The sequence below is a fragment of the Halobacillus sp. SY10 genome, from assembly GCF_045401165.1.
GTDB lineage: Bacteria > Bacillota > Bacilli > Bacillales > Halobacillaceae > Halobacillus > Halobacillus aidingensis.
On sequence record NZ_CP174345.1, the window covers coordinates 239,010 to 262,679 of the forward strand.

The following is a 23,670-nucleotide window of genomic DNA, read 5'->3' on the forward strand; positions in this document are numbered from 1 at the left end:
TTATCCCCTTTTTATGAATGATTTTAAAAAATGATCTTCAAATGTTTCCGCTTGTAACGGATGACTGTAATAAAACCCCTGGATCCAATGACAACCGTGCTCTGCAAGGAAAGCGGCCTGATCTGCTCGTTCAACCCCTTCTGCGATCACGTTGAGCTGCAGGCTGTCAGCAAGGGTGATGATGGTTTTTGTAATCGCCGCATTGTTCCGATTTGTTGTGACGTCGTTAATAAAGGATTTGTCGATTTTTAAAGTATCGACAGGGAAATCTTTTAAATAGCCAAGGGAAGAATACCCCGTACCGAAATCGTCGATGGAAATTTGGATACCGAGTTCTTTCAATCGCCCGATTGTTTTTAATGTGTGATTCGTATTATGGATGATTAAATTCTCCGTTAGTTCAAGTTCAAGGTGCTTAGCGGGGAGGCCGGTTTCTTCTAATATGTCAGCCACCGTAAGCACAAGGTTCTGTTGATTGAATTGTTGAGGAGATAAATTAGCGGATACGGTCAAGTCTGTATATCCAAAGGACACCCATTTATTCATTTGCTGACACGCTGCTCGTATGACCCATTCTCCAAGGTTTGTAATGAGACCGGTTTCCTCTGCGAGAGGAATGAAATGGCCGGGAGGTAGAGTGCCAAGCTGTGGGTGATTCCACCGGATCAGTGATTCCATACCAATGAGCTTTTCTGTACGTACATCGAATTTAGGCTGGTAATACAGTTCAAATTCATCATTTCTTTGTAATGCCTTGAAAAGATCATTCTCAAGCTGGATTTGTTCGAACGTGCGACTCTCAATTTCCGGTGAAAACAGCTGATATTGATTGCCAGACAGGTCTTTCGCTTTGTACATAGCGACATCCGCATGTTTAATCAACGTCTCGACGGTATCCCCGTTTTCCGGGAAAAGACTGATGCCGATACTTGTTTTGATGGAAATCTCCTGATCCCCGATTACAAAAGAATCATTGAAGGCTTCAAGGATTCTTTTCGCACATTTCACGGCTCCTTCTTCCCGGTCAATCGTCGGCAGGAGGATGATGAACTCGTCTCCGCCTTGTCTCGAGACAGTCGCTCCGTTAGGCACAGCTTTTTGCAGGCGCTCTGCCACATTCAGCAAGACCTTGTCTCCAAAACTATGTCCAAAGGTATCATTGATTTTCTTAAATCGATCAAGATCGAGGAAAAGAATAGCTAAAGGTTTATCCGTCAGTTCTGCATATTGAAGGGCCTGGTTCAGTCTGTCTTGGAACAGCACCCGGTTTGGCACGTTTGTAACACTGTCATAATAAGCATGGTATTTTATTTTTTCTTCCATTTGCTTCCTCGAAGTTACATCTTTGAAAGTGACAACATACCCGATGGTGAGATTGTTTTCTAGTTTAGGAGTGATGACATACTCCACGGGGAAGTTCTCCCCGGACTTTTTATAAAAGAAATGATCCTTGTCCGTATGGTCAACTTTTTGCTCGTAATGTTCCAAAAACGTTTGTTGATCATCAAAGATTTGAGAATAAGGAGCACCTATGATCTCCTTTTCATTCTCATAACCTAATAATTGTGTTGCTGAAGGGTTAGCGAAGGTGATATGGCCATCCAAATCGATTCCGAAAATACCTTCTCCTGCTGAATTCAAAATAAGGTCCTTATCACGGCTGATCTGAGTCAGTTCAGAAATGGCTTCTTCAAGCTCGTCATTCTTCTGAATCAGTTCTGAGGTACGGTCTTGAATGATCATTTCCTGTTTCTCCATATACAACAGGTTGAAAAGGACAGGGGCTGTTGTATCCACGATCGATTCAGCCAATTGGCAGGCAGAGTCAGTGTAAACATGTCCGGGTTCTTTAAGGTTCACGACCGCAATCGCACCAAGCACTTCACCGAGGGAGACGAGGGGGATCATATATAAGCCTTTCATCCCGAACCGTTCGCATATTTCCTTATTCGTCCGAGGGTCCTCAAAAACGTCCGGGATCAGAATGGATGTCTTTGTATGGGTGACTTCCTGGAATATCGGATCCTCTCTATGGTTGAACTGAGCTTTCTGATGGGTTTCTTTCCAGTCTTCTTCTGTCCACTCACTTTCTTTACTAAGACTCGCAGGCTTCAGCTTGTGTTCTGCAATGGGGTCTATGAAATGGGCGCCGATATTCGGATTGTCCAGGACTTCTCCAAGATAATAGAAGCATTTGTCCAGCGCTTCTTGTAAAGAGGAACATAAGGAAAGATCACGTGTGACATTGAGCAGCAGTTGTTTTTCGCTGATCAATTTCTCTTTACGTGTCAGGTTGTTTGCATTTCTGATCGCTACAGCGGCCATGTTGACGTAAGCTTTCACGGATTCGATTTCCGATTCTGTCAAATTCATCGGTGTCCCATAATCAAATAAAAACACGAGGCCGTAGAGTTCATCTTCATATGAAATCGGGGCGACGAGCAGAGAATTGATTTTAAACGCCTGAATGGCCCGTTGATCGGGACGGTCATCTTTGGATGTATCCGGTATGTAAATGGTTTTTCTTGTTTCGATGACCTCTTTAGCGAGGAGGTCATATTCCGGGTCCACGATGTGCATATCAAGGGTCATTCCATTGATCAAGGCCGGTTTTCCGACATAGCCTTGATAGGTACCATCCTCACGAGGCAGGTAAATGCCGACAGAATCGCACCGCATGATTTCTTCAGATATGGCTGTGACCACGTGTTCTAATACATCGCGTAAATCATGCTCGGTATTGATGAGCTGTGTGATTTGAGCGAGACGAGAATATCTAGTTTGTTCTTCAGCCATTGAAAAACCTCCATAGTTGTCATATTTTGATAAAGTTCGACTATTATAACGAACTTCCTGCATTTGAAGCGTAACTTTTACAAAAAAACAAAGAAACAGGCACAAAAGGGGACTTTTGCGCCTGTTTTCTTACAATAAATTCAAAATAGCGCCGGCACCGACACCAATCAATACGATCGCCCAGGCTGGGACTTTGAAGAAGTGTAAAAGAGCGAAAAGAATGGCAGCAAGTGCAAAGTCTGCACCCTCCATAATCGAACTTTTCAGCACAGGGTCATAAAAAGCTGCAAGAAGAATGCCAACAACACTTGCGTTCACTCCTGTAAGGACACCTTGGAAGGCTGGACGCTTTCTCAATTCATTCAAAAATGGCAGAGCCGCCATCAAAAACAAGAAGGATGGCAGGAAGATGCCTGCAGTTGCTACAAGGGCGCCTCCAATGCCTTCAATCATCGTCCCAAGGTAACTAGAGAAGGTGAACAATGGCCCCGGAACCGCCTGCGCCATTCCATAACCAGCAAGGAATTCATTCGCCGTCAGCCATCCGGTCGGCACCACTTCACGTTCAAGCATCGGCAAGACGACATGCCCGCCGCCAAATACGAGGGAACCGACACGGAAGAACGTATCGAAGAGTTGAATCAGCATGCTTTCGGTGTTTCTTGCAAGAATCGGTAAAAAGGCAAGCAGGGCAACAAGTACGCCAAGAGATGCGACACCGACCTTTTTGGAAAACGTCACAGGGAATGGCTGGATCTTAGATTCCACCATGCTTGAGAACATTTTCCAACCGAATAATCCAGCAGCGAGAATGATCAATAGCTGCATCCAGGCAGATGGATATAGGAGTAAGATAAGGGCGGACACTAACGCTATGGCAATCCGCGGACGGTCAGGGGTCAGTTTTTTCCCAAGGCCAATCAAGGCGTGCAGAACGACAGCAGCTGCTACGACCTTCAAGCTGTGAATGAAGTTCGCATCTGCGAGGTCAAACGATTGGTATAACAGTGCAAAAAGAACGAGAACAATGATCGATGGTACTGTAAAACCGATCCATGAGATGATGCCGCCGAGCAATCCGCCACGAAGCATACCAATCGCAATTCCGACTTGACTGCTTGCAGGTCCGGGTAGAAATTGACAGAGGGCGATGATGTCCGCATACGTTTTGTCATCGAGCCATTTTCTTCTGTCGATGTACTCATCCTTAAAGTAAGCGAGGTGGGCCACAGGGCCACCGAACGATGTTAATCCAAGCTTCGTTGATGCTTTGAAAATTTCCAAGAGAGAACCTTTTGGCTTACTCATTATCGATATTCCTCCAATCTTTTCCTAAAATTTCTTCCGCCAGTTCACGGACTTGTTCTCTTCCTTCAGCAAGCACCTGCCTGCCTTTATCCGTAATGACGTAATATTTTCTGATCTTTCCTTCCACTTTTTCTTCGTATTTCTCAAGCAATTCGTCTTTGTGGAGCTGTTTCAGTGTAGGATAAAGGGTCCCTGGACTGATGTCATAGCCGTGGGAAGCCAGCTCTTCCATGAGGAACGCTCCATAGATTGGTTCAATGCTTGCGTGATAGAGAATGTGGATTTTAATCGATCCTAAGAAAAAGTCTCTCAGCACGGGAAGCACCTCCTGTATCGAATTCCGATATCAATATACGATATTGTAGAAAGAAAAACAATAAAAAACGCGCAAACTTTACGAAGTTTGCGCGAATCTTTACGTTCTATTTACTTAACGTGTCTACCATTTGATCGATACTCATTTCATGGGCGATGACACCGTCAATCGTCCAGTGACTCGGGTCGTTCACCTCGTACACCTGGCCGTTTTGAGCAGCAGGAGTGTTCTGCCATACGGAGCTGTTTTCAAGGATTTCGAATCCCGGCTCGCCTTCGTTTCCGATGAGGAATACGTGATCAGCATCCAATTCCCCAAGTTTTTCAAGGGCAACAGGGTTCCATTGTTCGCCTTCTTCCGGAAGACTTTGCAGGAATTCCGGTTTAGCAATTCCCATCTCATTGTAGAAAATGTCTGCGCCATAACGGTTTTCATCAAACACATAGAACTGCTCGCCCATCGTCCAGACGAACGCGACGGATTCATCGCCGATGTTTTCTTTGATTGTCGCAGATGCTTCTTCTACTTTTTGGTCAAAATCAGACAGCACTTGTTCCGCTTTGTCCTGTTTGTTCAGGATTTCGCCCATCGTTGTCAGCTGTTTCCGCCAATCGGTACCTGTTTCTTCATCAAAGACATACGTTTTGGCGATGCTGGAATAGTCTTCATAGCTTCCGTTTTGCAAAGCGGTAGGAGCACTGAAGATAATGAGGTCAGGGTTTTGTTCAATGGCTTGTTCAATTGGCAGATCCCAGCCAATTTTCGGTACGCCTTCAAGCTGTGGCTGCAAATAATTCAGGACCGTCTCACCAATGGACCACTGAGCAACAGGCTTTTCACCTAAAGCCACGAGTGAATCTTCTAGATAAGGAGCAAGAATGCGCTCAGGCTTTTCTTTTAGTGTAATCTCACCCATCGCATGTGTAAGTTTACGTTCGCTTGTTTCCTCGCTGTTTTCTTCGCTCGTGGCTTCATCAGACTCGCCATTTGCGGATGATGTATCTTCACCGTCACTGCTGCACCCTGTCGCTAATAGGACGAGAAGCAGTAAACCGGTTATGTAAAGGGTTACTTTTTTCGACATTTGTTTGTTCCTCCTAAGAAATATGTGATAAGATAATGATAATCATTATCATTGAATGTGTCAATTCATTATAGTAGATACATAGGTAGAGAGGGTCGCTGGCAGTGGAAGAACGAACGAGAGAAGCAAACAAAGAGTTGAATGAAGTAACGAGAAAAGTATGGCGAGCGGCCGTTCTTTTTACAGGCGGCATGATCTTATTAGCTGTCGCGATGGCCTTATCGATTTCTGTCGGGGTAACTGAAATCTCCATCTACACGGTTTGGAATTCGCTTGTCGCTTTTTCCCCAGAGTCTACGAACCATGCCGTCATTCGTGAGCTGCGCATGCCACGGGCTTTAGCGGGTGCCCTTGTCGGTGCGTTTTTAGCTGTTTCCGGTGCGGTCATGCAGGGGCTGACGAGAAACCCTCTTGCTTCCCCATCCATTATGGGGGTTACGCATGGGGCGGCGTTTGCCTTAATTTTGACGATCGTCTTTTTCCCTGCCGTCAGTAACATCGGAATGACAGCAGCTGCTTTTATTGGGGCAGGACTCGGGGTGATCCTCGTTTTTGCGGTAGGGTCCTTTTCTAAAGGTGGTCTCACACCGGCAAAGTTAGCTCTTGCTGGTGTCGCCATTGGCGGCATGCTGAGTTCACTGTCCTCGGCCATTTCTTTACACTTTCAGGTGGCAAAACAAATGAGCTTCTGGTATGCCGGTGGACTAGCTGCAACGGACTGGATATCTGTGCAGATCTTGCTCGTTGCGGGAGCGATTGGATTGACCCTGGCTGCTTTGATTTCTAAATCCGTCACGATTCTGAGTCTCGGTGATGAGGTTTCCAAAGGCCTTGGTCAAAACACATTCCTTGTTAAAGCCCTCGGCGTCATCGTTGTTTTCGTTTTAACTGGAGCGGCTGTTTCTGTAGCGGGAACGGTCGGGTTTATCGGCCTTGTTATCCCTCACGTGTCGCGTTTTTTCGTAGGGTCCGATTACCGGCTGATCATCCCCGTCTCTGCGGTGCTCGGCAGTTTGCTGCTTGTGCTGTCAGATATAGGAGCGAGGCTCGTCAACGCTCCTTACGAAACACCGGTCGGAGCGATTACGGCTTGCATTGGTGTCCCATTCTTTCTTTACCTTGCTCGTGGTGAAGGGAGGGGGGCCTTATGAAAAAGACACGTTTTTCTTTCGTGATGGCTGTGCTGTTTCTTTTCCTAAGCTTCATGGTCCTCATCAGTTTGAATATGGGTGTCGTTAAAATTGCTCCTCTGGATGTTCTGAAAACATTCATCGGACAAGGGACCGACCGCCAGGAATTGGTGCTTTTCAATTTCAGGCTTCCATCCATGGTCCTTGTCTTATTTGTAGGCGCAGGCCTTGCCGTGTCTGGAGCGATTCTTCAAGGAGTGACGCAAAACGACCTTGCCGACCCGGGCATTCTCGGAATTAATACAGGTGCAGGATTTGCTGTCATTTTATATATTTTCTTTTTCCAACAGTCGATGTCGATGGTGACCGGTTTCGGCATTTACATTTTGCCATTGTTTGCCCTCATCGGTGCGTTCATTGCGGCTTTTCTTGTGTATGCGCTGGCTTGGAAAAAAGGAGTCAACCCAATTCGCCTCATCCTTGTCGGAATCGGTGTGAATGCTGGTTTCAGCGCCATACTTATCATTTTTCAAGTGAAAATGAACCCACAGGATTTCAATCAGGCGCTCGTCTGGTTAGCAGGGGATTTGTGGATGGGCAATTGGAATCTTGTGTTTGTCATTGTGCCGCCCATCCTCTTGATGATCGGTTGGACAATCTATAAATCTCGAACGCTGAACGTCATGAATTTAGGAGATGCGATGTCGATGGGACTCGGCATTCCAGTGGAAAAAGCGCGTCGGACGTTTTTACTGCTTGCTGTCGGTCTTGCTGGTTTATCTGTGGCTGCAGGGGGAGGAATCGCTTTTCTTGGCCTTGTTGCCCCGCATATCGCCCGCAGAATTGTCGGGCCCGGACATCAACGGATGATTCCCGCCGCTGCACTGATCGGAGCCATATTTTTAGTCGTAGCGGATACGATTGGAAAAAATATCATCGCTCCTGCAGAGATTCCTGTGGGGATCGTCGTGTCGATTGTCAGTACCCCGTATTTTGTCTATTTGCTTATGAAAACCCAATAGAAAAAGGAGTTCGCGTCCATGGAAGAGTTGTACGATGTAACAGTAATTGGTGGAGGAACGACAGGTTTATATGCTGCTTTTTATAGTGGAATGAGAGATTTTAAGACAAAAGTGATCGAGTACCAGCCACAGGTCGGGGGCAAGGTTTCCTTTTTCTATCCGGAAAAGAAAATCTATGACGTTGGCGGATTCCCGGGCATTACGGGTGAAGACCTGGTCACGAATGTCAAAGAACAGGCGGAGATGGTCGATCCTGATTTTGTGACGGGTGTGAAAGTGACATCTTTTGAAGAAAAGGAAGATGGAACCATATTGTTGGAAACAGATGATGGTCAAACGCATCATACGAAGACGGTGATTGTAGCTTCTGGCCTCGGCACGTTCGACATGCAGCCGCTTGATGTGAAAGGCAGCGAGCATTATGACGGAAAGCAGATTCACTACACCATCCAAAACCTTGAACAGTATCGCGGGCAGAACGTTGCGGTCGTTTCGCAAAACCGTGTCGGCATTGACTGGTCGCTCGCTCTTGAAGGGGTTGCAGACGAGGTCCACCTTTTAAATCGTGGCGATGAATTCAAAGCGGTGTATGAACAGGACGTCGAGAAGGTGGAGGCCTCTTCCGTTCACATCCATAAAAATAAGAAGATTGAAGAGCTGCGAGGCGGAGAAGAGTTGAAAGAAGCGCTTCTTCAAGACGGAACCGTACTCGAGGTCGATCATATTCTCGTGTATGAAGGCCTGCAGATTGATAAGAGCTTATATGACGAATGGGGGCTGGAAACGGACAAAGGAAGAATCCCTGTTTCGACAGATATGTGTGCGAGCATGGAAGGGGTTTTTGTTGCTGGTGACGCCGCTGTATATCCAGCGAAAACGATGCTTATTGCTTCTGGGTTCAATGAAGCGATGGCAGCGGTGAACAGTGCCGCCAAGCATCTGGATCCGAAAGCGAAATCACAAGTGTACAGCACTGTCATTTATAAGCATAAATAAGAAAAACGCCGAACGCAGCTGATGCTGTCGTTGGGCGTTTTTCTATAGATGGGGGCGGCGAAATGTTCAGATGCTAATAAAATGCGCGAAGTAGCTAATAAATGTTCAAAAGCTTCTAATAAAAGCTGAAAAGTCGCTAATAAAAGTCCAGAGGGTGCTAATAAAAGTTAGAAAGTCGCTAATAAGTTTCCAAGGGGATACTGATAAAAGCATCCAACCCGCCGATAAATGACTAAAAGCCACCGATAAAAGCAGCCAACCCACCGATAATTGACCAAAACCCACTGATAAACCTAGAATCCAAGCTTAACCCTCACATCACATTAAAATAACGCGCTTCCGGATGAGCGAAAACCATCGCTGTAACCGATGCTTCCGGCTCCATCATGCATTCTTCCGTCAGCTCGATACCGATTTCTTCCGGACGGATGAGCTGGAACAATTTCTTCTGATCCTCAAGCTCAGGGCAGGCCGGGTAACCGAAAGAGTACCGCTGTCCTTGATACTTAGCAGAAAAGCGTTCCTGCATCGTGAAGTCCGTAGGATCAGGAAATCCCCATTTGTCGCGGATCTTCTGGTGGACCTGCTCAGCGAGACCTTCCGCTGTCTCGAGAGCAAGGGCCTGCAGCGCATGGCTTTCTAAGTAGTGTCCCTGCTCCTTCAGTTCCACCGCCCGTTTCCGGATGCCTTTTCCTGCTGTAACCGCAAAGAATCCGACATAATCCATTTCGCCACTTTCGACAGAACGCAAGTAGTCCGCAAGACATAGAAACGGCTCTTTGTTTTGGCGGGGGAAGGTGAACCGCTCAACTACTGTCTGATGATCTCGTGGATCATAAATGAGCACATCATCGCCGTCGGACTGGGCCGGGAAGAAACGGTACATGGCGGAAGGCTGAATCCATCCTTCCATTTTCGCGTGTGTGAGCAAGCCATCCACGACGTTTTTTAGGTGAACCGCTTTCTCGTTTCCTTCCGCGAGCAGTTTATCGAATTTTCCTTTCAAACCGAGGTGGTGCCCGATCAGCATCTGCATATTGATATACGGTTCAATATGGGCGACCGGGTGATTCCGGATCATGTGCTTATCGAAATCATGCGGTTTGAATACGGGTACCGTTGTGGACACCGTAGATTTCGGTTTCACAGCCACCGCCGTCCCGCCACGGTCCCTGGGAGCGGCGCTCGCCGCACGGGTAAGGGCAGCTGCTTTCTTTTCTTCCTGTTCTTGTAAAAATTGACCCCGCTGCTCATCGTTGCTGAGCTGGTTGGAAATCGAAAGGCCATCCATCGCATCTTTCGCATACAGGACAGGGCCATCATATTCTGGTGAGATCTTCGTATGAGTAAACTTCCGTGACAACGCAGCTCCACCGACGAGAATCGGCAGCGAAATGTTCTGCTGTTTCAAGTCCTGGGCGGTCAGCACCATCTGTTGGGCGGATTTTACGAGCAATCCGGATAGTCCAACAATTGTCGGCTGTTCTTTTTTAATCTGCTGGATCAGTTCAGCAGGCGTCACTTTGATGCCCAAGTCGACGACTTCAAAGCCGTTGTTGCTTAAAATGATCTCCACGAGGTTTTTGCCTATGTCGTGAACATCGCCTTTTACAGTAGCGAGTAGGACTTTCCCTTTTTTGTTCGAGGAATCGTCTGCTTCCATATGAGGTTCCAAGTAAGCGACGGATGCCTTCATGACCTCCGCGCTCTGTAAAACTTCTGCTACGATCAGCTGGTTGTCGTTGAAAAGGCGGCCGACTTCGGCCATGCCGTCCATCAAGGGCCCGTTAATGATGGCGAGTGGAGCATCGTATTCTGACAGTGCCTGCTCCAAGTCAGGCAGCAAGCCTTCTTTCGTTCCTTCTACCACGTAATGAGCGAGGCGCTCAGCGAGAGTCATCGTCGATGTCGGCACTTTGGTTTCTTTTTTCTTACCCCTGTAAAAAGCAGTGAAAGAAGCGAGTGTTTTATCATCCGTTTTGAAAAGCAGCTCATCCGCCAAGTCGATTTCTTCCTGATCGATGGAGGCATAGCGCTCAAGCTTTTCGGTGTTGACGATAGCGTAGTCGAGCCCCGCTTTTGTGCAATGGTACAAATAAACCGCGTTCAACACTTCGCGGCCGACCGGCGGGAGGCCGAAAGAAACATTGCTGACTCCAAGCACCGTTTGGCAGAGCGGCAGGTGCTCCTTGATGAGCCGGATTCCATCAATGGTCGCTTCTGCTGAACCGATGTATTGCTCATCACCCGTGCCGACAGGGAAGACGAGCGGGTCGAAAATAATATCCTGTGAGTTGATGTTGTACTCTTTTACGAGAATATCGTGAGACCGCTTGGCGATTTCAAGTTTTCTTTCCGCCGTTACGGCCATCCCTTCTTCATCGATTGTTCCGACGACAAGAGCGGCTCCATATTGTTTGGCAAGAGGAAGAACTTCTTTAAAGCGTTCTTCACCGTCTTCTAAATTGATGGAGTTGATGATGACTTTACCCTGAGAGTAGGTGAGCGCTTTTTCAATGACATCCACGTCGGTCGAGTCGATGACGAGTGGTACTTTGACTTTGTTGACGACCTGCTTCATAAAAGCTTCCATGTCTTCAATCTCATCCCGGTCCGGGTCGGCGAGGCAGATGTCGATGACCTGCGCTCCTTTTTTTACTTGGGCACGCGCGATTTCAGAAGCTTCTTCAAAGCTGCCTTCTGCAATCAAGCGCTTGAATTTCCGTGAACCGATGACATTCGTACGCTCCCCGACGAGAATCGGGCGATCGCCGGGGTCATCGTAAATCAATGGTTCGATACCGGAAACGGCGTGGGCATGGCCGGAAGGTGCTTCTCTCGGCTTGAAACCTTCTACCGCTTCTGCAATGGCACGGATATGATCCGGTGTTGTACCACAGCAGCCACCGACGACATTCAGCCAGCCTTTTTCAGCAAAACCAGCTACTTTGGCAGCCAGTGATTCTGGTGTTTCGTGATAATTACCTTCTTCATCTGGAAGGCCTGCGTTTGGGTAACAGCTGACAGCGGATGTCGCGAGATCAGATAACGAACGTAAGTGATCACGCATGAACTCAGGTCCTGTCGCACAATTGAGGCCGACAACGATTGGTTTCATATGTTCAAGCGAAAGATAAAAGGCTTCGATGCTTTGACCGGCGAGTGTCGTCCCCATCGGTTCGATCGTACCGGAAACAATGAGGGGTAGATCTTTTCCCAGTTCTTCTTTGGCACGTGTAATACCGAGAAAAGCGGCTTTTACGTTGAGCATATCCTGGGATGTCTCTAATAAAAGGAGGTCGACACCGCCTTTGATGAGCCCTCGTGCTTGTTCTTCATAGGCATGAGCTAATGCTTCAAATGTCGTCCCGCCGGTTACAGAAAGAGTTTTCGTTGTCGGACCCATGGCACCAGCAACGAAGCGTGGGCGGTCCGATGTATGGAAGCGGGCAGCGGCTTTTTTAGCAATCTTTGCGGCTTCGATATTGATTTCTTCAGCCAGGTGTCCAAGATCATATTCGTCAAGGACGAGGTCGGTCGCCCCGAAGGTGTTCGTTTCAATAATGTCCGCACCTGCTTCAAGATAGCGGGAATGGATCTGGTCTAAGAGGTCAGGGTAGGTCAGATTCAAATATTCGTTACAGCCGTCGTATTCTTCTCCACCGAAATCGTCGGGGGAGAGATCGGCTTCCTGCAGCATCGTCCCCATGGCGCCATCGAGAATGAGAATGCGTTGGTTGAGCTGTTCGTTAAACAATGTGGATGCCATTGGAAATCTTCCTTTCTCCTTCTGCCGTTTGCTGTTTAATATAGTTCGTTAATTCAACGGTCATTTCATAGCGTAAAAATGGTGTGATCAAGTAGATGCCGTTGAACAGGTCGAGGGCTGTATCAATGAGAGATTTCGAGATGCTGAGACCTTCTGCCTGTGCTTGTTCTTTGTCTGAACCGGCAAGCTCCATTTTTTCAAGAACCTCAGGAGCAAGCGTGATTCCAGGTACTTCGTTGTGTAAAAATTCAGCGTTCCGCGCGCTTGTCAGCGGCATGATTCCGATATAAATTGGTGCATCGATATGTTTGGTCGCTTCATAAACTTCGATGATCTGCTCTTCATTGAACACGGGCTGACTGATGAAGTAGTCGGCTCCGTATTTCATTTTCTTTTCCAGTCGTCCAACCGCGCGGTTCAAGTTGCGTACATTCGGGTTGAATGCAGCGGCTACTGAGAAGGATGTGCTTTCCCCTAGATTCTTTCCGGAAAATGAAATTCCCTTGTTCATTTGCTTGATGTAATGGATTAAATCAAAAGAGTTCAAGTCATACACCGATGTGGCACCAGGGAAATCCCCGATTTTCGTCGGATCGCCTGTTACGGCAAGCAGCTGACGGATGCCGAGGGCGTGAAGCCCCATTAGGTGGGATTGCAACCCTAGTAAGTTACGATCACGGCAAGCGATGTGAACGAGGGGGTCGACATCGTATTGTTGTTTGATGATCGAGGCCATCGCCGTGTTGCTGATTCTCGGGGAAGCGAGGGAATTATCTGCAAGGGTGACCGAATCCACACCTGCTTCGTGCAAGGCTTTTGCACCTTCTAAAAAGCGCTCCGTCTTCAGCTTTTTCGGCGGATCAAGTTCAACGATGATGGAACGCCCCTTTTTGGCTTTCTCGTGTAGATGGTGGCGATCATCTTTCGTCTCGGAAACACGCACTTCGGTTCTTGCTTTGATCGGGACGACTTTATCTTGAATCGGCTGCTTGCCTTTCACTCGAGCGGCAATCGCTTCTATGTGCTCAGGGGTAGTGCCGCAACAGCCACCGATCAGGCGTGCCCCTTGATCAAAGAGCGACTGGGCACTTTTTTGAAAATACGCCGGATCTGTCGGGTAGACGAGTCTCCCATCCTGGTAGGCTGGTAAACTGGCATTCGGATAAGCTGACAAGACCGCTTGTTCAGGAAGTGGAACGTCCTCTAATGATTGTATCGTGTGATAAGGTCCCAACCGGCAATTGACACCGACAACATCAGCTCCTAACCCCTCCAACTGTTTCAACGCGTCCGGAAGAGGGGTGCCGTCTTGCAATACGCCTGCCTCATGCATGGATACTTGAGCAATGATTGGCAGGTCTGTTTCTTTTCTCGCAATCTTCAAAACGGTCGTCAGCTCTTCTAAATCATAAAAGGTTTCAAGCAGGAGGCCGTCGACTTTTTCAAAAAGAAGACAGTACAATTGCTCCCTGAAGCTGCGTTTGATCTCTTCTGTTGATATCGCTTGTTTGCGGGCTCCGCGGACGCCTCCGATTGTTCCGACGACATATTGATTCTCTCCCGCCGCTTGTTTGGCAAGCTTTACGGCAGCTGTATTGATTTCTTTCACCTGGTCCTGAAGGCCGTAGCGTTCCAGTTTTATATAATTCGCGCCATAGGTGTTCGTTTGAATGACATCGGCACCGGCGTTCACGTAAGCGCGGTGGACGTTCAATACCTCTTCGGAGTGGGAGAGGTTCAGTTCTTCAAAACATCGATCGATGCCATAGGAGTAGAGGAGGGTTCCCATAGCTCCGTCCCCGATCAGTGTCCGGTTTTGTAAAGCTTCGCGTAAATCCATCGTTCAACCTCCTGTTTGTAAGAATGCTTCGGATTCGGTTTTTCCTAATGCCTGATGAAAATCTTTGATTAAGTCGTCCGGATTTTCAAGGCCGACCGATAAGCGTAGCAATCCATCTGTGATGCCGCGCTTTTCGCGCTCTTCTTTTGGCATGGAGGCATGAGACATGCGGGCGGGGTAGGACAGGATCGATTCTACTGCTCCGAGACTCACGGCATACACAGGGAGTTCCACATGTTTCGTAAACTGTCTTACCGCTTCTTCATCTCGTAAACGGAAGGACAATACCGCTCCGGATCCCTGGGCCTGGTACGTTTGCGTCGAGCTTCCCGGATGAAAACGGAAGCCCGGATAGTAGACCTGCTCCACGAGTGGATGAGCGCTTAAATTTTCTGCTATCTTGACCGCAGAAGCTGAAGATTGCGTCATTCGGCAATGCAGGGTTTTCAAGCCGCGAAGCACGAGCCAACAATCGTGTGCGCCGAGAATGGATCCGAATGAATTTTGTAAAAATCCCAGCTGCTCTGCGAGTTTTTCATCTTTGGTAGCGGCAAGACCTGCGACCACATCGCTGTGACCGGCGATAAATTTCGTCGCACTGTGCAGGACAAGGTCCGCACCAAGTTCGAGCGGACGCTGAAGGGCAGGTGTCATGAACGTGTTATCGACAAAAGTCCAACAATCGTTCGCTTTCGCTAACTTTGCTACAGCACGAATATCTGTAATTTCAAGCGTCGGATTGGAAGGTGTCTCGATATATAAAAGTTTCGTATTCGGCTGGATCGCAGTTGCTACCGCATGGAGGTCCGTCATATCAACAAATGTGTGATCGATTCCAAATCTGACGAGAACATCGTGAATCATACGAAAAGTCCCCCCGTAAACATCCTGGGTGATAACGACATGGTCGCCTTTCGATAAAAGCATGAAGGCCGTAGAAATCGCAGCCATTCCAGAGGCGAAAGCAAAGCCGTGAGTTCCACTCTCCAGTCCCGCAATGGTATCTTCCAGTGCTTTTCGGGTGGGGTTACCGGAGCGGCTGTAATCATAGACCCCTGGATTGTCGAAATCCTGTTGATGGAAGGTGGATGCCTGTTGGATCGGAACACTAACGGCTCCTGTGTGCGGATCGAATTTATAGTCACTGTGCAACAACCGGGTCTGCAAAGAATGATCGGTCATCGTATAGATTCCTCCTTTGGTAGTTGGGTGAGGGTATAGTCAAGATCTTGAATCAAGTCATCGATATGTTCGACACCGACAGAGAAACGGAGCAGGCGGTTACAGACCCCGTAGCTGATCCTGGTTTCTTCAGGAATATCGGCGTGAGTCTGGGTCGCGGGGTAGGTGATAAAGCTCTCCACACCCCCGAGGCTCTCGGCAAAACTGATCAAGTTCAAGTTCCGCAAGAATGGATCGACCCAATCTTCGGATTGTAGTCTGAACGAAACCATGCCGCCTTTGCCCGGGTAAAATATATCCGCCACGTGCGGGTGGTCCTCCAAGAAGGCAACCACAGATTTTGCATTCGCTTCATGCTGGCGCATCCGAAGGGGGAGGGTCTTCATCCCGCGCATCACAAGCCATGAATCGAAAGGAGAGAGAACAGCTCCGGATGTATTTTGATGAAAAGCAAGCTTCTCACTTACGGCTTTTCCTTTACTCACAAGGATGCCGGCAAGAACATCATTATGTCCGGCCAAATATTTCGTAGCACTATGGATGACTACATCTGCACCCTCTGTAATCGGCTGTTGCAACACCGGAGTGTACAGCGTGTTATCGACAAGCAGCAGAAGGTCGTGTGCTTTCGCGACCGTTGAAATTTGTTTGATGTCTGCCGTATGCATCAGTGGATTCGTAGGCGTTTCCACATAGATGGCTTTCGTCCGTTCGTTGATGTAGTCATGGATTCGATCAAGGTTGTTGCTGTCACAGTAATGAAAGCGGAGGTCGTAGCGCTCTTCCATGTGTTCAAACAAGCGGAACGTCCCGCCGTATAAGTCTTCAGAGACGATGATTTCATCGCCTTTTTTAAAAAGGGATAGGGCGGTTTGGATAGCAGCCATCCCGGAGCTGAACGCAAATCCTGCATCACCACCTTCGATATCAGCGATCGATGACTCCAAAATCTGACGTGTGGGGTTACCGGTTCGCGTATAATCGAACCCAGTTGACTCCCCTAAACCAGGGTGCCGGTAAGGAGTGGAAAAATAAACAGGAGGGTTAATAGCCCCTGTAGGTTCACTCCGCTGGTTTCCGGTCTGAACGAATTTCGTATCCGTATGCGGACACATAACAACACATCCTTTTTTGTAAATTAATGGTTTAAATAAAATCCTTTACCAATCCCGCATAAGCTCCGGATTGTGGAAGACACGATTTCGAGGCTTTTGTTGAGTGAATGGGGGCTACGGGGAATGACTCGCTTTCCGCGGGAGCGCGGTGAGCCTCCTCGAGCTTCGCTCTGCGGGGTCTCACCAAGCACTTTTTTCCCGCAGGAGTCTCGCCATTCCCCTCCGCCCCTTTGCCATATAATTATCTCGAAACCACATCCGGAATAAGCTGCTTTTATGCACATGGTAATTGGAGGGGAATCAACTCCCAAGGACGCTATTACGTATGCGAAAAGTTGTTATAGTGAGCTTTATGCTTAAAACACCAGGATAGTGGAAGGCACCCTCTCACAGTGAACGAGTTCGTTTCCTGCATCGAATGGGGTGGTTGGGAAGCTGCGAGACTCCCGTGGGAGAAGGAGACAGGCGAGATCCCGCAGGACGTAGTCCGAGGAAGCTCGGCGCTCCCCCACAGGAAAGCGAGTTGCTTCCCAGCCACCCCTGACGCTCAACTAAGCAACGAACCCGTGCACATCTCGAAATCAAGTCTTCCACAATCCTGCCATATTCTTTAATAACGAATCAGCAACATCTAAAATGAAAATAAAAAAAGCCTTCTTGAAGAAGAAGACTTTTGTGGGTACGGTTCTTCTTCTTATCTTCCAAGTTGGTAAAACAACTTGCTGGAGTTAGCACCTTTCTGGTCAAACCAGTGGTTGCTGAGGCTTCGTCGGGCCAGTCCCTCTGCCTCTCTTGATAAGAGATTCAATTGTATTTTTTTCTAATTGCTGATTACTCTACACTACTCAGAATGTTTTGACAATATGCTGGAAGAATTTTGTGGAAATTTTTTTGGGTTGAGAAAAAAGCCTCCTTTTGAAAAGCAGGCTTAGATGGATGGATTCTGTACTCCAGCTTCGATGTAGCAGCGGACAAGCTGCCATTCTCCATCCCGTTTTTCGAACGTATCAAAAAAGAGGTTGGATGTCCCCAGGATTTCTCCGTTTAACCGGATCGAAACCCAGAAGGCGGCAAGCTGTGTGTTTTCATTGAGTTGGGTCACAGAATGGTCGGTGTAGATCCAGTCCATATTTTGATCTTTGAAATGTTCGAAAGCTTGATGCCATCCTTCAATCGACTCTTCATAAGAATAATCGACCAATTCGCCGTGGCGGATCTCTCTTGCTTCGAGGTTTCGAGATGTCACTTTTTTTAAGTAAACCAAATCATGTTGGCTGGCTCTACGTTTGTACTCTTCATAAAAGGTTTGAAAATCCAAGTCTATTCCTCCTCTATACAGAATGGTTCAACAGAGAAGGTGGAAATCCTGTCAATTAATGACAGATTCCTAAATTGTAGAGAACCGTTTTGACTTGTAGAGCAAGCGTACCGATCCAGAGCAAATGTGTGACTGCATTCATCCCGTACCAGGTTGTCTTTTTCTTCATTTGCCCGCGTTTTTTATATAGGAAGGCCACCAAGGGAATGGTCAGGACGGTAAAAATAGCCGTCAAGCCGAGAAGTCCTTGGTAGTCGCGAATCCAGATGAAGTCATTGAAGAGGGGGATGATAATCGTTGGGGTGTAAATGACAGATAGGAAATAAACCCCGAAGGACCAAGAGATCATCATGAACAGCAGGTTAATTAGAAGTGGGTATGTTTTCACGCGTACACCTCTCGTATCATTAATCCGATTTGTTTACTCGGGTTAATGATATCCTACGTTCAACCAACAAAATTGTCAACGTTTTATCCGTATTCTTTTTGATGGGCTTTCTTTTTCTTCAAATATTCTTCGTCTTCCCTAGCCAGAATCCATTTCTTTTCGAAAATCTTTGCGGATTCTGCTTTCTCCTGGTTGATGTCACGATCATTCACCTCACCGTTATCGTCGTACTTCTTCCCACCCTTATAATTAGCGTATCTTCGCGAACGGGTGTAGCCCATCTGCAGGAACTTCCGCGCCATATCCATACCCACAAAGTCATCCGCGTCTTTATAGTCGAGGAACATTTGATAGATTTTTTCTGATGATTCCCTAGCGATCTCAGGTGTCTTGAAGCGCCAGTGGGGCAGGATTTCACTTTTGTAAGGTTCTACGAGCAATACGCCTTGTTCTCCGCGTCCAACCCGGTACTTCTCGGGATTTTTGCGAAAATCAGTGTTATCAAAATCGAGGTCATAATCAAACGCCATCTTTATACTTCCTTTCTGTGTTCTCAACACCGAACATGTTGAGTTCAAGATCCTGGGAGAGCTTTTTGATCAAGGCGCCTCCGGCCGTACTGTTCCCTTTTTCATCGATGGCTGGGCCTACGACGCCGATCCCCATCCGACCAGGTGATGAACCGATGATGCTTCCAGATACCCCGCTTTTACAAGGGAAACCGGCTTCTACTGCATAATGACCGGATGAATTATACATCCCTGAGGTCATCATGATCGCTTTCACCGTGCGTAAGTGGTGGGAGGGGATGAGCTTTTCTCCTGTTTCAAGGTCCAGCCCTCCTTTGGCTAAAAACAGACCAACACGGGCGAAATCGTGGCAGCACATCATGACGGAATTCATCCGGAAGTAAAGATCGAGCGCTTCTTCCACATCAGTAACCAATGTCCCGGTACTTTGCATGAAGTAGGCGAGGGATCGGTTCCGTGCACCGTTCGCCTTTTCAGCTTCGTACACTTCCTCACTCATTTCAAGCTGTTCATTATTCGTCACCTTACGTAAAAAATCCATATAGCGGTTGAAGCGTTTATCGACGGTTTGTCCTTTGATCAAAGCAGAAACAGCGATGGCTCCAGCATTGATCATTGGGTTGAAAGGTTTACTCGTATCGTAAGACTCCAACTGGCTGATTGAATTGAAAAAGTCCCCCATCGGTTCCATGCCAACCGTTTGGAACACACGCTCTTTTCCGAAATCCTGTAAAGCGAGCATAAGGCCGATGATTTTCGAGGTGCTCTGCATCGGAATATATTTGTCATTATCACCGGCTGAAAAGCACTCCCCGTCTGTGGTGATAATGGTCACTCCGAGGTAATCTTTGATCGTTTCGTCGTATTCAGGAAGGCTCATGTTCACATTCCCGGATGAAGCGAATGGACGGCTGTCTTGAATAGCTTCTTCGAGATAATCGTTCGTCAATTCCTGCATATCTTTGCTCCTTTTCTATAAGAAGTTTCTATAAATTTAATGGAATATGGTAGTTATGTACCTTTTTTGAAAAGGGGATAAACAAAAGGTTGTACCCATTCCGGAGCATGAAAAACAGCACCCACGAGGGGGTGCCGTTATGTGTTATTCCTGTTTCAAGTAGCGGCGGTCTTTGAGGAAGAGGCGCCAGAAAAGGAAGAAGGCTGGGATAAGAATACCGAATCCGACAGCGTAGACGATCAGCATCTGATAGAACGTATCAGGATTTGTAAACCCTTCTGCAATGGTGATATCCGGATAAATCAAGTAAGGTAAGTGCGCGGCTCCGTAGGCATAAATCGCGACAGCATATTGTAAGCCAACCATGATAACAGCAGGACGTGCCAGTCCGCGTCGGCCGTCTTTTTTCCTGATGAAGAGAAATGCATAACCGATGATAAAGAACAGAAGGGACAAACCGAATGCCACCCAGTGTTCCTGGATGTTAGCGACGATCCACGAAGCCTCTCCAGGGAATGTGCCGATTGTCAGCATTGCAATAGCGATACTTACAGGTCCAAGCCACAGGGAATGTTTGCGGAATGTGTCATAGGCGTTCCAGTCTTCCGCTTCCTTAGCATAGTCCATCAGGAAAATGGCGGAGATGAAAAGTTCGGTCGATAAACCGAATAAGATGTGCATGTACAAGGTCGGGTGGGTGAGCAATTCTCCGTACTGCAGGCGCGGATAGTCATTTTCAAAACTGACGAAACCGCCTAAAGTAATCGGTAAAATACTGACGAGAAGTGCCGGAATGATCAATCCTGTAAAACCGGAAGTCAACCGGAGCAAGTCTTTGTATCGATCGGCGTGATGCTGGAAAACCATGAACGTTGTCCGAATCGTCAAAAGGAGAACCCCGAGTCCGACAGGGACGAGCAGTACATTACTTAGCAGGGTCGTAGCGAACGGAAAAAAGGTGACGACAGATACGACGAAAATGACGAGAAAGACGTTGGTCACTTCCCATGTGGGAGAAAGAAAACGGTTGGCGATTTGGGAGGCGCTTTTCTCTTCATTCTTTCCGTAAATCATGCCCCAGAAGCCGGCGCCGAAGTCGAGAGACCCGAGGATGGAATAGACGAAAAGCAAGCTCCACAAAATCGTTATCGCTAATGTTGATGCTTCCATAGGTTGTACGTCCTTTCTGGGATGATGTTTTCTTACGCTTCCCGTGCATCCAAATCTTTACGGACCGGGTTCCGCTTAAAGTAGTATCGCATGACAAATCCGGTTACAAAGAGCAACGTGATGTAAAGAGTCATGAACAGGTAGAAAAGAAAGCCGACACTGTTTGATTTGGTCGCTGCCTCATCTGTCCGCAGCACTTCATTGATTGTCCATGGCTGGCGTCCGATACAGCTGAAGCACCACCCTGCTTCAATGGCAAGCATTGCAAGCGGTCCACTGACAACGAGTGTAGCGAGGAGCCAGCTTGGAAATTCTTTTTTCAGGACGTGTTTCCAGAACAAAGCGATGAACGCAATCAGAATGAGAACCGTGCCGATTCCGACCATGACATTGAAGAGGATGTGGACATAGAGCGGCGGCCATAATTCTTCGGGCCATTCATTGAGTCCCATCACTTCTGTATCCAATCGATCACCAGCAAGAAAGCTGAGTCCGTAGGGGATTTCTACCGCATATTTCACCCGTTGATCTTCAAGAGAAGTATAACCGCCGACGGATAATGGAGCGTAGCGCTGAGTTTCAAACAACCCTTCCGCAGCTGCCAATTTACGCGGGTTGTATTCATGAAGCATCTGAGCTGTTTCGTGCCCGTTGATCGCTGTGGCAAGAGACATGAGAGCACCAAAGTAAAGGGCAATTGTGAGAGCCTTTTTATGGTAAGCACGTTCAGCTTTAGTAATTTTCCTTCTCATGAGCCTGAGAGCGGCAATCGATGCGACAAGAAAGGCAACCGTCATGTAAGCAGACAAAGTCACGTGAATGGCGGTGACTCCGAAACTTGGATTGAAAAAGGCGGCCCACGTATTTACATCTGTGACCTCACCATCCGGGGTAATGTTGAAACCTGCCGGTGTGTTCATCCATGCGTGAACATCAGTAATTAAGATTGCCGAGGCTGTCGCTCCAAGCGCGACGGAAATGATGCTGACAAGTCTCAATGTCGGCGGCAGACGGTCGGCCGCATACAAATAAATCGACATGAACACCGCTTCGATAAGAAAAGCGAAGATCTCCATTTGGAACGGGAGCGCGATGACTTGTCCGACGATTTCCATGAAGTCAGGGAATAAGAGTGAGATCATGACGCCGACAATTGTTCCCGAGGCAATCGAAACGGCCAATAAAATAGCGAAACCTTTCGTCCATCGTTTCGCCATCAATGCATAATCCGGGTCTTTTTTTATAAAGTGCAGGACTTCCGCGATGATGATCATGACTGGAAGTCCAACACCGATCGTTGCATAAATAATATGAAACCCAAGCGACGTTCCGAACAAAGCCCGGGCCATTACGACGATATCCATTGATCTCCACCTCACATACGAATTCAATACCTCGCTTATTTTTCCAATGTGATGGTGGATTATTCGTCAGGAGGAATGTTTTTCTACGAATACCATATACTCATCAATCGCGAAAGATTGCACGCGCCCGTTTTCTTCTGTGATGGAAAAGTGGTGTTTAGCTTCAGCGGGAGCTTGTTTGAAAAATTCTTCTACAGCTTTTTGGTCTGCTTCATGGTCTAATGTACGTCGTACCCAGTCTGGAAAAGGCATGGCCTTTTTCCGGATCATTTGTTTCTTGATGGTCAAACGATTGTTGCGGAAAAGCTTCTCCCACTCACTGATTTTCAGAGCGCGGACGTGACTGTAATCTCTCATTTTTTCGAAGCGATTATAAAATTTATCCAGTTCGTCCTCTTCAGGTGCCACGTTATCAATCATTAGAAATTTGCCCCGTTCTTTTAATACACGACCCACTTCCTCTATGAAATGGTGCGGGGAAGGGAAGTGGTGGGGAGCGATACGGCAAGTGACGAGATCGAAACTGTCGTCAATAAAAGGGAGTTGCTCGGCATCAGCGACCACGTACTCAATATTTTGTTGAGAATTCAAGTGACGGGCGGTGTTTTGCAGCATGTCTTTTGTAAGGTCTGTGGCAAAAACAGTACCGCAATGAAGACTTAAGGCTTTCGCAACATGACCACCTCCTGTAGCGATATCCAGTGCTTTATCGGATGGGGAAGGTTTCAACCACTCGGTAATTGCATCAAGGTCGGATTGTTTCTTATGTGTCGAGCTATCGACATAAGCCTGTTTGTTCTTCGAAAATACTTCCTGCACGTGACGCTTCGCTTCATCTGACATCCATAACCCCTTCTTTCCTAATATTCCGCTTCTGTTAAATGTTGTTTGTGTTTTGCAGTTATTAAAGTATATGGCAGGATTCTTGAAGACTCGATTTCGAGACTTTTCGGGGTTCGTTTGCCGTGTTGAGCGTTAGGGGTGGCTGGGAAGCTACTCGCTTTCCTGTGGGGGAGTGGCAAGCTTCCTCGGACTTCGTCCTGTGGGATCTCGCCTATCTCCTTTCTCCCACGGGAGTCTCGCAGCTTCCCAACCACCCCATTCCATGAAGGTGAGAAACGAACCCCTTTCCTGTGGGAGGGTGCCTTCCACTATCCTGGTGTTATAAGCATAAAGCACTCTATAACAAGCTTTTCGTATGTCAGAATAGCGTGTTTAGGAGTTTATTCCCCTCCAATTACCATGGGTATAAAAGCAGCTTATTCCGGAAGTGGTTAAAGTGGTTTCGTGATACTTTTATGGCAAAAGGGCGGAGGGGAATGGGGAGACTCCTGCGGGATAAAAGTGCTTGGTGAGACCCCGCAGGACGCAGTCCGAGGAGGCT

The 23,670-nt window shown here is 47.6% G+C and carries 18 protein-coding genes and 1 riboswitch; of the genes, 3 read left to right on the forward strand and 15 right to left on the reverse strand.

Annotated elements, in window-relative coordinates:
- The 4 genes from ACJA3J_RS01355 to ACJA3J_RS01370 form a co-directional block, all read right to left on the reverse strand.
- The gene (locus ACJA3J_RS01355) at positions 1–2,796 is read right to left on the reverse strand and encodes an EAL domain-containing protein (RefSeq protein ID WP_406945307.1); all 2,796 of its coding nucleotides are present in this window, start codon (positions 2,794–2,796) and stop codon (positions 1–3) included.
- A 129-nt stretch (positions 2,797–2,925) separates the two neighbouring features.
- Positions 2,926–4,104 carry a chromate efflux transporter gene (chrA, locus tag ACJA3J_RS01360; RefSeq protein ID WP_089652876.1) on the reverse strand — a complete coding sequence of 393 codons (1,179 nt, stop codon included), beginning with the start codon at positions 4,102–4,104 and terminating at the stop codon, positions 2,926–2,928.
- Positions 4,097–4,420 carry a PadR family transcriptional regulator gene (locus tag ACJA3J_RS01365; RefSeq protein ID WP_244157193.1) on the reverse strand — a complete coding sequence of 108 codons (324 nt, stop codon included), beginning with the start codon at positions 4,418–4,420 and terminating at the stop codon, positions 4,097–4,099. Before ACJA3J_RS01365 ends, chrA begins: the two co-directional genes overlap by 8 nt.
- Positions 4,421–4,526: 106 nt before the next feature.
- On the reverse strand, positions 4,527–5,504 hold the full coding sequence (locus tag ACJA3J_RS01370) for an ABC transporter substrate-binding protein (protein ID WP_406945308.1): 978 nt from the start codon (positions 5,502–5,504) through the stop codon (positions 4,527–4,529).
- A gap of 191 nt (positions 5,505–5,695) precedes the next feature.
- Here ACJA3J_RS01370 and ACJA3J_RS01375 point away from each other — a divergent pair, with 191 nt between their 5' ends.
- From ACJA3J_RS01375 to ACJA3J_RS01385, 3 genes are read left to right on the forward strand one after another with little or no spacing between them, the layout of a single operon-like run.
- Positions 5,696–6,655, forward strand: coding sequence for an iron ABC transporter permease (locus ACJA3J_RS01375; RefSeq protein ID WP_089652941.1), 960 nt, complete (start codon positions 5,696–5,698; stop codon positions 6,653–6,655).
- A complete protein-coding gene (locus ACJA3J_RS01380) occupies positions 6,652–7,656 on the forward strand; it encodes a FecCD family ABC transporter permease (RefSeq protein WP_406945309.1) in 1,005 nt (334 codons plus the stop codon). Before ACJA3J_RS01375 ends, ACJA3J_RS01380 begins: the two co-directional genes overlap by 4 nt.
- An 18-nt stretch (positions 7,657–7,674) precedes the next feature.
- Positions 7,675–8,652: an NAD(P)/FAD-dependent oxidoreductase gene (locus ACJA3J_RS01385; protein WP_406945310.1), complete on the forward strand. Its 978-nt coding sequence runs from the start codon at positions 7,675–7,677 to the stop codon at positions 8,650–8,652.
- Positions 8,653–8,965: 313 nt separating this feature from the next.
- On the opposite strand, the gene metH is transcribed toward ACJA3J_RS01385, so the two are convergent.
- The 11 genes from metH to ACJA3J_RS01440 all read right to left on the reverse strand — a co-directional run bounded on the left by metH (position 8,966) and on the right by ACJA3J_RS01440 (position 23,129).
- Positions 8,966–12,421 (reverse strand): methionine synthase, encoded by a 3,456-nt coding sequence (gene metH / locus ACJA3J_RS01390; RefSeq protein WP_406945311.1) that lies wholly within the window; start codon positions 12,419–12,421, stop codon positions 8,966–8,968.
- Positions 12,402–14,261: a bifunctional homocysteine S-methyltransferase/methylenetetrahydrofolate reductase gene (locus ACJA3J_RS01395; RefSeq protein WP_115893285.1), complete on the reverse strand. Its 1,860-nt coding sequence runs from the start codon at positions 14,259–14,261 to the stop codon at positions 12,402–12,404. Before ACJA3J_RS01395 ends, metH begins: the two co-directional genes overlap by 20 nt.
- Positions 14,262–14,264: 3 nt before the next feature.
- On the reverse strand, positions 14,265–15,443 hold the full coding sequence (gene metC, locus ACJA3J_RS01400) for a cystathionine beta-lyase (RefSeq protein ID WP_089652869.1): 1,179 nt from the start codon (positions 15,441–15,443) through the stop codon (positions 14,265–14,267).
- On the reverse strand, positions 15,440–16,558 hold the full coding sequence (locus ACJA3J_RS01405; protein ID WP_115893286.1) for a methionine biosynthesis PLP-dependent protein: 1,119 nt from the start codon (positions 16,556–16,558) through the stop codon (positions 15,440–15,442). The genes metC and ACJA3J_RS01405 overlap by 4 nt, the downstream gene beginning before the upstream one ends.
- A 691-nt stretch (positions 16,559–17,249) precedes the next feature.
- A riboswitch (SAM riboswitch) is annotated at positions 17,250–17,360 on the reverse strand.
- A 126-nt stretch (positions 17,361–17,486) separates the two neighbouring features.
- Positions 17,487–17,876, reverse strand: a complete 390-nt coding sequence (locus tag ACJA3J_RS01410) for a hypothetical protein (RefSeq protein WP_089652867.1) — start codon at positions 17,874–17,876, stop codon at positions 17,487–17,489.
- Positions 17,877–17,931: 55 nt separating this feature from the next.
- Positions 17,932–18,264 (reverse strand): hypothetical protein, encoded by a 333-nt coding sequence (locus ACJA3J_RS01415; protein ID WP_115893288.1) that lies wholly within the window; start codon positions 18,262–18,264, stop codon positions 17,932–17,934.
- Positions 18,265–18,347: 83 nt separating this feature from the next.
- The gene (locus ACJA3J_RS01420; RefSeq protein ID WP_115893289.1) at positions 18,348–18,794 is read right to left on the reverse strand and encodes a DUF4385 domain-containing protein; all 447 of its coding nucleotides are present in this window, start codon (positions 18,792–18,794) and stop codon (positions 18,348–18,350) included.
- Positions 18,784–19,752, reverse strand: coding sequence for a glutaminase A (gene glsA / locus ACJA3J_RS01425; RefSeq protein ID WP_406945312.1), 969 nt, complete (start codon positions 19,750–19,752; stop codon positions 18,784–18,786). The genes ACJA3J_RS01420 and glsA overlap by 11 nt, the downstream gene beginning before the upstream one ends.
- Positions 19,753–19,896: 144 nt before the next feature.
- Complete coding sequence (locus tag ACJA3J_RS01430) at positions 19,897–20,922, reverse strand: cytochrome d ubiquinol oxidase subunit II (protein WP_406945313.1); 1,026 nt, start codon at positions 20,920–20,922, stop codon at positions 19,897–19,899.
- A 32-nt stretch (positions 20,923–20,954) separates the two neighbouring features.
- On the reverse strand, positions 20,955–22,286 hold the full coding sequence (locus tag ACJA3J_RS01435; protein WP_089652862.1) for a cytochrome ubiquinol oxidase subunit I: 1,332 nt from the start codon (positions 22,284–22,286) through the stop codon (positions 20,955–20,957).
- Between the two features lie 66 nt (positions 22,287–22,352).
- Positions 22,353–23,129, reverse strand: a complete 777-nt coding sequence (locus tag ACJA3J_RS01440; protein ID WP_406945314.1) for a class I SAM-dependent methyltransferase — start codon at positions 23,127–23,129, stop codon at positions 22,353–22,355.
- Between the last annotated feature and the right edge of the window lie 541 nt (positions 23,130–23,670).

Bases quoted from the DNA above. Each gene is read 5' to 3' on its own strand.
- ACJA3J_RS01440 (WP_406945314.1), bottom strand. From the start codon at position 23,129: ATGTCAGATGAAGCGAAGCGTCACGTGCAGGAAGTATTTTCGAAGAAC.
- ACJA3J_RS01385 (WP_406945310.1), top strand. From the start codon at position 7,675: ATGGAAGAGTTGTACGATGTAACAGTAATTGGTGGAGGAACGACAGGT.
- ACJA3J_RS01435 (WP_089652862.1), bottom strand. From the start codon at position 22,286: ATGGATATCGTCGTAATGGCCCGGGCTTTGTTCGGAACGTCGCTTGGG.
- chrA (WP_089652876.1), bottom strand. From the start codon at position 4,104: ATGAGTAAGCCAAAAGGTTCTCTCTTGGAAATTTTCAAAGCATCAACG.
- glsA (WP_406945312.1), bottom strand. From the start codon at position 19,752: ATGCAGGAATTGACGAACGATTATCTCGAAGAAGCTATTCAAGACAGC.
- ACJA3J_RS01380 (WP_406945309.1), top strand. From the start codon at position 6,652: ATGAAAAAGACACGTTTTTCTTTCGTGATGGCTGTGCTGTTTCTTTTC.
- ACJA3J_RS01430 (WP_406945313.1), bottom strand. From the start codon at position 20,922: ATGGAAGCATCAACATTAGCGATAACGATTTTGTGGAGCTTGCTTTTC.
- ACJA3J_RS01395 (WP_115893285.1), bottom strand. From the start codon at position 14,261: ATGGATTTACGCGAAGCTTTACAAAACCGGACACTGATCGGGGACGGA.
- ACJA3J_RS01375 (WP_089652941.1), top strand. From the start codon at position 5,696: ATGATCTTATTAGCTGTCGCGATGGCCTTATCGATTTCTGTCGGGGTA.
- metH (WP_406945311.1), bottom strand. From the start codon at position 12,421: ATGGCATCCACATTGTTTAACGAACAGCTCAACCAACGCATTCTCATT.
- ACJA3J_RS01355 (WP_406945307.1), bottom strand. From the start codon at position 2,796: ATGGCTGAAGAACAAACTAGATATTCTCGTCTCGCTCAAATCACACAG.
- metC (WP_089652869.1), bottom strand. From the start codon at position 15,443: ATGACCGATCATTCTTTGCAGACCCGGTTGTTGCACAGTGACTATAAA.
- ACJA3J_RS01420 (WP_115893289.1), bottom strand. From the start codon at position 18,794: ATGGCGTTTGATTATGACCTCGATTTTGATAACACTGATTTTCGCAAA.
- ACJA3J_RS01405 (WP_115893286.1), bottom strand. From the start codon at position 16,558: ATGTGTCCGCATACGGATACGAAATTCGTTCAGACCGGAAACCAGCGG.
- ACJA3J_RS01370 (WP_406945308.1), bottom strand. From the start codon at position 5,504: ATGTCGAAAAAAGTAACCCTTTACATAACCGGTTTACTGCTTCTCGTC.